The sequence below is a fragment of the Inquilinus sp. genome (assembly GCF_057815775.1).
In genome coordinates this window covers 1-7,853 of sequence record NZ_JBYRFX010000225.1, presented here as the reverse complement: position 1 = coordinate 7,853, position 7,853 = coordinate 1, and the positions used below count along the sequence as shown (strand labels likewise).

7 protein-coding genes are annotated in these 7,853 nt (G+C 68.5%); 6 read left to right on the top strand and 1 reads right to left on the bottom strand.

Features of this window, described 5'->3' with window-relative positions; genetic code table 11:
* The coding region (locus AC3XYG_RS08125) for a LysR family transcriptional regulator (protein WP_489139310.1) at positions 1 to 120 on the bottom strand (120 nt) is incomplete at its 3' end.
* 218 nt (positions 121 to 338) lie between these two features.
* Between AC3XYG_RS08125 and AC3XYG_RS08120 the strand changes: the two genes are divergently transcribed.
* Genes AC3XYG_RS08120 through AC3XYG_RS08095 form a run of 6 tightly spaced genes read left to right on the top strand, consistent with a single transcriptional unit; the run spans position 339 to position 7,644 of the window.
* Positions 339 to 1,310, top strand: coding sequence for an ABC transporter permease (locus AC3XYG_RS08120; protein WP_489139309.1), 972 nt, complete (start codon positions 339 to 341; stop codon positions 1,308 to 1,310).
* Positions 1,307 to 2,182 (top strand): ABC transporter permease, encoded by an 876-nt coding sequence (locus AC3XYG_RS08115; protein WP_489139308.1) that lies wholly within the window; start codon positions 1,307 to 1,309, stop codon positions 2,180 to 2,182. The genes AC3XYG_RS08120 and AC3XYG_RS08115 overlap by 4 nt, the downstream gene beginning before the upstream one ends.
* Complete coding sequence (locus tag AC3XYG_RS08110; protein WP_489139307.1) at positions 2,179 to 3,153, top strand: ABC transporter ATP-binding protein; 975 nt, start codon at positions 2,179 to 2,181, stop codon at positions 3,151 to 3,153. The genes AC3XYG_RS08115 and AC3XYG_RS08110 overlap by 4 nt, the downstream gene beginning before the upstream one ends.
* Positions 3,150 to 4,139, top strand: coding sequence for an ABC transporter ATP-binding protein (locus AC3XYG_RS08105; protein ID WP_489139306.1), 990 nt, complete (start codon positions 3,150 to 3,152; stop codon positions 4,137 to 4,139). Before AC3XYG_RS08110 ends, AC3XYG_RS08105 begins: the two co-directional genes overlap by 4 nt.
* A 41-nt stretch (positions 4,140 to 4,180) precedes the next feature.
* Positions 4,181 to 5,767, top strand: coding sequence for an ABC transporter substrate-binding protein (locus AC3XYG_RS08100; RefSeq protein ID WP_489139305.1), 1,587 nt, complete (start codon positions 4,181 to 4,183; stop codon positions 5,765 to 5,767).
* A complete protein-coding gene (locus AC3XYG_RS08095; protein WP_489139304.1) occupies positions 5,764 to 7,644 on the top strand; it encodes a CocE/NonD family hydrolase in 1,881 nt (626 codons plus the stop codon). The genes AC3XYG_RS08100 and AC3XYG_RS08095 overlap by 4 nt, the downstream gene beginning before the upstream one ends.
* The last annotated feature ends 209 nt before the right edge of the window (positions 7,645 to 7,853 follow it).

The following is a 7,853-nucleotide window of genomic DNA, read 5'->3' as shown; positions in this document are numbered from 1 at the left end:
CTCCAGCTGGGTCAGCAGGCGGCTGACCGCCGATTGCGACAGGTCGAGCCGTGCCGCCGCCGCGGTGGTGGAGCCGCTGCGCATGATCGCCTTGAAGGCTTCCAACTGCTTGACGTTCATGCCGGCCGGACAGATATCGGCGACACGAAGCATCCGGCGGAGCGGCCGCCGCGCATCAAATGCGCATAGCCCGATGCGGATTCCGCATGATGTTGCGGGCCGTTCTGTCCCACGCCTAGTGTCCCCCTCGCCACGCCGGGTCCGCCCGGCCGGCCCATCATAAGCGAAGCAGGGACGCAGATGCGGGATTCGCGCACCCAGGCCCCATCAGGCCGGGCATGACCGTCTTCATCATCCGCCGGCTGGTGCAGAGCAGCTTCGTCCTGCTGGTCACCTCGCTCCTCGTCTTCGTCGGCATCTATGCCATCGGCAACCCGATCGAGATCCTGGTGCCGGCCGACGCGTCGCAGGCCGAGATCGCCCAAGCGGTGCAGTCGCTCGGCCTCGACCGGCCGCTGTGGCAGCAATACCTGACCTTCCTGGGCAATGCGCTGCATGGCGACCTCGGCCGGTCCTTCGTCTTCAACCAGCCGTCGATCAGCCTGATCTTCGAGCGGCTGCCGGCGACGCTGGAGCTGGCCTTCGTCGCCCTGCTGCTGTCGCTGGTGGTCGGCATCCCGCTCGGCGTGCTGTCGGGGCTGAAGGCCGGCAGCGGCTTCGACCGCACCGTGATGACCGGCTCGATCCTCGGCTTCAGCCTGCCCAGCTTCTGGCAGGGCATGATGCTGATCATGGTGTTCTCGGTCATGCTCGGCTGGCTGCCCTCCACCGGCCGCGGCGCCACCGGCGCGATCCTGGGCCTGCACACCAGCCTGGCGACCTGGGACGGCTTCATCCACCTGATCCTGCCGGCGATCAACCTGTCGCTGTTCAACGTCTCGCTGATCATCCGCCTGACCCGCAGCGGCATGCGCGAGACCCTGCCGCTGGACTTCGTCAAATTCGCCCGGGCCAAGGGCCTGACCGAACGGCGGGTGATCTTTGTGCATGTGCTGAAGACCATCCTGATCCCGATCGTCACCGTGGTCGGCATGGAGTTCGGGTCGCTGATCGCCTTCGCCACGGTGACCGAAACCATCTTCGCCTGGCCCGGCGTCGGCAAGCTGATCATCGACAGCATCATGCGGCTCGACCGGCCGGTGATCGTGGCCTACCTGCTGATCGTGGTCGCCATGTTCATCGCCATCAACCTGGTGGTCGACATCCTGTATTCCGTGCTCGACCCCCGCGTCCGGCTGTCCGACGCATGAGGGACGGCATCCTCGCCCAGGCCCTGCGCGGCGTGCTGGACAGCAAGGCCGCCACCCTGGCCGCCATCGCCTGCCTGGCCCTGATCCTGGTCGCCCTGTTCGCGCCCTGGATCGCGCCGCAGGATCCCTACGACCTCGCCTCGCTCAGCATCATGGATGGCCGCCTGCCGCCGGGCAGCGACAGCATGGACGGCTGGACCTATTGGCTGGGCACCGACGCCCAGGGCCGCGACATGCTGTCGGCGATGCTGTACGGGCTGCGCACCAGCCTGAGCGTCGGCGTGCTGGCCGGCCTGTTCGCCCTGGCCGTCGGCACCACGCTGGGCCTCGTCGCCGCGTATTTCGGCGGCAGGATCGACACGCTGATCATGCGGCTCGTCGACCTGATGCTGGGCTTCCCCACCATCCTGGTGGCGCTGATGATGCTGGCGGTGCTGGGCCAAGGCGTCGGCAAGGTCATCCTGGCGCTGGTCTTCGTGCAATGGGCCTATTTCGCCCGGGCCGTGCGCGCCGCGGCACTGGTCGAGCGCGGCAAGGAGTATGTCGAGGCGGCGCAGTGCCTGGGCTTGAGCAAGACCCGCATCCTGTTCAGCCATCTGCTGCCCAACTGCCTGCCGCCGGTGATCGTGATCGCCACCATCCAGGTCGCCCATGCGATCGCGGCCGAGGCGACTTTGAGCTTCCTCGGCATCGGCCTGCCGATCACCGAACCGTCGCTCGGCCTCTTGATCGCCAATGGCTACCAGGTGCTGCTGGCCGGCCTGTACTGGATCAGCGTGTTCCCCGGCCTGCTGCTGCTGGCCCTGATCTTCTCGATCAACATCGTCGGCGATCGCCTGCGCGAGGCCCTGAACCCAAGGCTGCAGAAATGACCGCGCCCACGCTGAGCGTCGAGAACCTGCAGACGCATTTCTTCACCAAGGCCGGCACGGTGCGCGCGGTCGACGGCGTCAGCTTCACGGTCGACCGCGGCGAGATCCTGGGGCTGGTCGGTGAATCCGGCTCCGGCAAGTCGATCACCGGCTTTTCCATCCTCGGCCTGGTCGACCCGCCCGGCCGGGTGGTCGGCGGCCGGATCCTGTTCAAGGGCGAGGACCTGGCGACGCTGCCGGCGGAGCGGCTGCGGCAACTGCGCGGCAACCGCATCGCCATGATCTTCCAGGACCCGATGATGACCCTGAACCCGGTGCTGCGGGTCGAGACCCAGATGGTCGAGACCATCCAGGCGCATGAGCGGGTGTCGCGGGCCGAGGCGGTGGCGCGCTGCCGCGACGCGCTGGGCCGGGTCGGCATCCCGTCGCCGGAGGAAAGGCTGAAGGCGTACCCGCACCAGTTCTCCGGCGGCATGCGCCAGCGCGTGGCGATCGCCATCGCCCTCTTGCACAAGCCCGACCTGATCATCGCCGACGAACCGACCACGGCGCTGGATGTCACCATCCAGGCGCAGATCCTGGCCCAGGTGCAGACCCTGTGCCGCGAGACCGGCACGGCGCTGATCTGGGTCAGCCACGACCTGGCCGTGGTCGCCGCCCTGGCCGACCGGATCTGCGTCATGTACGCCGGCAAGGTGGTCGAGACCGGCACGGTCGACGAGGTGATCGACCGGCCGGCACATCCCTACACTATCGGCCTGATCGGCTCGGTGCCCGGCGACCGGCCGCGCGGCGAGGCGCTGTTCCAGATCCCGGGCATGGCCCCCTCCCCGCTGTCGCTGCCCGATGGCTGCGCCTTCCGGCCGCGCTGTGGCCATGCCACCGACGCCTGCCTGGCGGTGCCGGCGGCGACGCGGCTGGCCGATCGCGAATTCCGCTGCTTCCACCCGCAACTCGGAGGCCGGGCATGACCACACCCCTGATCGAGGCCGCCGGCCTGGCCAAGCGCTTTACCAAACGGCTGGATTATGCCGAGAAGGCGGCGCGCTTCCTGGGCGCCCGGATCGAGGAGCGCACGGTGCATGCCGTCGACGCGGTCGACCTGGCGATCGCGCCGGGCGAGGTGCTGGGGCTGGTCGGCGAATCCGGCTGCGGCAAGTCAACGCTGGGCCGGATGATGGCCGGCATCCTGCCGAAGAGCGACGGCGCCCTGCGCTGGCGCGGCCGCGATGTCGATGGGCTGTCCGGCGACGCGGCGCGCGATGCGAAACTCAAAGCACAGATGATCTTCCAGGATCCCTTCGCCTCGCTGAACCCGCGCAAGCGGGTGCGCGACATCATCGGCGAGGCGCCGCGGGTGCACGGCCTGGTGCGGCGGCGCGAAACCGATGCCTATGTCCAGGCGGTGATGCAGCGGGTCGGGCTGGACCCGGCCTATCGCGACCGCTTCCCGCACCAGTTCTCCGGCGGCCAGCGCCAGCGCATCGGCATCGCCCGGGCCCTGGCGGTGAAGCCGGACTTCCTGGTCTGCGACGAATCGATCGCCGCCCTCGACGTCTCGATCCAGGCGCAGATCCTGAACCTGTTCCTGGAGCTGCGGCAGGATCTCGGCCTGACCTATCTGTTCATCAGCCACGACCTCGGCGTGGTCGAGCACATCAGCGACCGGGTGGTGATCATGTATCTCGGCCGCGTGGTCGAGACCGCATCGACCGCCGAGCTGTTCGACCGGCCGCTGCACCCCTACACCGTCGCCCTGCTGAACGAGGTGCCGCGGTTGAGCAACCGCAAGCGGAAGTTCGAGACGGTCAAGGGCGAGATCCCGTCGCCGCTGCACCCGCCGAGCGGCTGCCATTTCCACCCGCGCTGCCCGATGGCGACCGACCGCTGCCGCAGCGAGCGCCCGGCCCTGCGCCCGGTCGCATCAGGCCACCAGGCCGCCTGCCACCTGATCTGAAGCGCCGAACGCGCCCACCCGACCGAACAGAGGAGAGCACGATGTCGATGATGCGGAAGACCCTGGGCGGCATCGCCCTGGCCCTGGCCCTGAGTGCCATGAGCACAAGCTTCGCCCAGGCCGCCGACCTGATCATCGGCACGGCGACCGAACCTTCCGCCATCGACCCGCAATTCTCGCGCACCGGCAACAACCAGTCGATCTCGCAGCACATGTTCGACCGGCTGGTGCAGACCGACGAGAATCTGCAGGTGCAGCCGGCGCTGGCCCTGTCCTGGAGCTCGGTCGACCCGACGACCTGGGAGGTCAAGCTGCGCCCCGGCGTCAGGTTCAGCGACGGGTCCGACCTGACGGCGGACGACGTGATCTTCTCGATGGAGCGGGCCAAGGCGGTGCCGAACAGCCCTGCCCCCTTCTCCGGTGCGGTCGGCAGCATCGCGGCGATGAAAGCGGTCGACCCGCTGACCATCCGCTTCACCACCAAGGCGCCGACGCCGCAATTCATCGAACAGGTCGGCCTCGTCTACATCGTCTCGAAGAAAGCGTCCGAGGGGAAGACAACCAACGACTTCAATTCCGGCGCCGCGGCGGTCGGCACCGGCCCCTACATCTTCAAGGAATGGGTGCCGGGCGACCGCCTGGTGCTGGCGCCGAACCCGAACTACTGGGGCGACAAGCCGGCCTTCGAGAACGTCACCATCAAGTTCATCTCCAACAATGCGGCGCGGATCGCGGCGCTGCTGTCCGGGTCGGTCGACCTGATCGACGGGGTGCCGCCGTCCGATGTCGCCACGGTCAACGACAGCGGCAAGGCCAAGGTCTATTCCACCACCTCCGGCCGGCTGATCTACCTGGCGCTGGATTCGGCGCGGGACCAGAGCCCGTTCGTGACCGACAAGGACGGCCAGCCCCTGGCAGCCAATCCGCTGAAGGACAAGCGCGTGCGCCTGGCCGTGTCCAAGCTGATCAACCGCGACCTGATCATCCAGCGCCTGCTGAGCGGGTCGGGCGAGGCCGCCGGCCAGCTGGTGCCGGAAGGCCTGGGCGGCTACGCCACCGATGTGATGCCGGAAGCCTATGACGCCGCCGGTGCCAAGGCGCTGCTGGCCGATGCCGGCTATGCCAGCGGCTTCGGCCTGACCATCCATTCCTCGAACGACCGCTTCGCCGGCGATGCCGACATCGCCCAGGCGATCGGCCAGATGCTGGCGCGCGGCGGGCTGAAGATCAACGGCGTGGTCACCCAGCCCTACAACGTCTATGCCAGCGCCGCGTCGAAGCAGGAGTACAGCGCCTTCATCTTCAGCTTCGGCAACAGCAACAGCAATTCGGCCAACGCCCTGACCAACGTGCTGGCGACCTATGACAAGGACGCCGGCATGGGTGCCTTCAACCGCGCCCGCTATTCGAACCCGGAGTTCGATGCGACGCTGAAGCAGGCGCTGGCCGAGTTCGACGAGGCCAAGCGCAACCAGCTGCTGGAACAGGCGGCGCGGATCGGCTTCGGCGATGTCGGCATCGTGCCGCTGTATTTCCCGACCGTGCATTGGGCGGCGCGCGACGGCATCACCTACCGTGCCAACAAGAACGAATGGACGCTGGCCACTTATGCGGAGATCGCCAAGTGAGCGAGATCCAGGTTCTGCGCGACCAGATGGTGACGGCGCGCGACGGCGTCCGGCTGGCGACCGACATCTACCTGCCGGCCGGCCACCGCATCGGCGTCGACGCCCCGTTGCCGGCGATCCTGGAGCGCACGCCCTACGGCAAGACCGAGCTGTCGCGCTCCGAGATCGGAATCGGCATGGACGGGCCGATGACCCGGCCGGAGGTGGCGGCGCATTTCGTCGCCGCCGGCTATGCCGTGATCTACCAGGATTGCCGCGGCCGGCACGGGTCGGAGGGGGTGTTCACCACATACACCTCCGAAGGGCCTGATGGCTTCGACACGGTCGGCTGGATCACGGCGCAGCCCTGGTCGAACGGCACCGTCGGCACCATGGGCCTGTCCTATGCCGCGCACACCCAGTTCGCCCTGGCCTGCCTGAACCCGCCCGGCCTGGCCTGCATGGTGGTGGATTCCGGCGGCTTCTCGAATTCCTACCACTGCGGCATCCGCCAGGGCGGCGCATTCGAGCTGAAGCAGGCGACCTGGGCGTTCAACCAGGCCAAGGAGAGCCCGGCGGCGCTGGCCGACCCGCTGGTGCTGGCGGCGCTGGAGGCGGAGGACCTGCGCGCCTGGTTCGCCGCCATGCCGTGGCGGCCGGGCCATTCGCCGGTGCGCGCGGTGCCGGAATACGAGGCCTTCCTGTTCGAGCAATGGACCCAGGGGTCGTTCGGCGATTACTGGAAGCAGCTCGGCATCTACGCCGAGGGCTATTACGACCGCTTCCCCGACGTGCCCATGGTGCTGATGTCCAGCTGGTACGACGCCTATGTCCGCACCACGATGGAGAACTATGCGGCGCTCAGCGGGCGGGCGTCGCCGGTGCAGCTCATCATGGGGCCGTGGCTGCACGGCAACCGCAACACCACCTTCTCGGGCGACACCGAGTTCGGGCCGGCGGCGACGGTCGACGGCAATGTCACCGAAGGCTGGCTGCAGTTCCGCCGCCGCTGGTTCGACCGCTGGCTGAAGGGCGTCGACAACGGGGCCGAGGCGGAGCCGACGGCGCGGCTGTTCCTGATGGGCGGCGGCAGCGGCCGGCGCACCGCGGAGGGCCGGCTGGACCATGGCGGCGGCTGGATCGCGGCGCCGGCCTGGCCGCTGCCCGGCACCCTCTTCACCGACTACCATCTGCATGCAGACGGCCGGCTGGACCCGGCGGTGCCGGCGGCGGCGGAGGCGTCGATCGCCTACCCATTCGACCCGGCGAATCCGGTGCCGACCATCGGCGGGTCGCTGACCTCCGGCCAGCCGGTGTTCGAGGGCGGCGGCTTCGACCAGACCGAAGGCGACCGCTTCTTCGGCAGCCGCCGGCCCGGCCTGCCACTGTCGTCCCGCCCCGATGTGGTGGTGTTCCAGACAGCACCTCTGACCGAGGACATGGCGGTGGTCGGCCCGATCGAGATCCGGCTGTTCGTCTCCTCCGACGCGCCGGACACCGACTTCACCGCCAAGCTGGTCGACGTGCATCCGCCGACGCCGGACGACCCGCGCGGCTTCGCCCTGAACCTGACTGGCGGCATCCTGCGCTGCCGCTACCGCGACAGCTGGGAGAGCCCGTCGCCGCTGGAGCCGGGCCGGATCTACGCCATCACCATCGAGCCCTTCGCCACCGCCAACCTGTTCAAGGTCGGCCACCGCATCCGGCTCGACATCTCCTCCAGCAACTTCCCGAAATACGACGTCAACCCGAACAGCGGCGAGCCGGAGGGCACGGGGCGGCTGCAGCGGGTGGCGACCAACCGCGTGTGGCTCGACCGCGCGCATCCGTCGAGGATCGTCCTGCCCGTGGTGCCGGCCGAGGCGCTGGTGCCACTGGCCAAGCCGGCGGAGGACTGAGGACTGCGGCCCCACACCGCCGTCAACTTTAAGCTGTCATGCCCGGACTTGATCCACGGGTGTCCGGCTGAGAAAAGGTGGACAGGGCGCACGGTGTTGATTCAGCTCGAGTTCAGGACGTTGGCGCGTCACCTGGACACGAACGGAGCAACACCGTGCGGCATCACAATAGCGTGTTCCACGATCTGCTGAAGCGGGTTCCGTGGAGT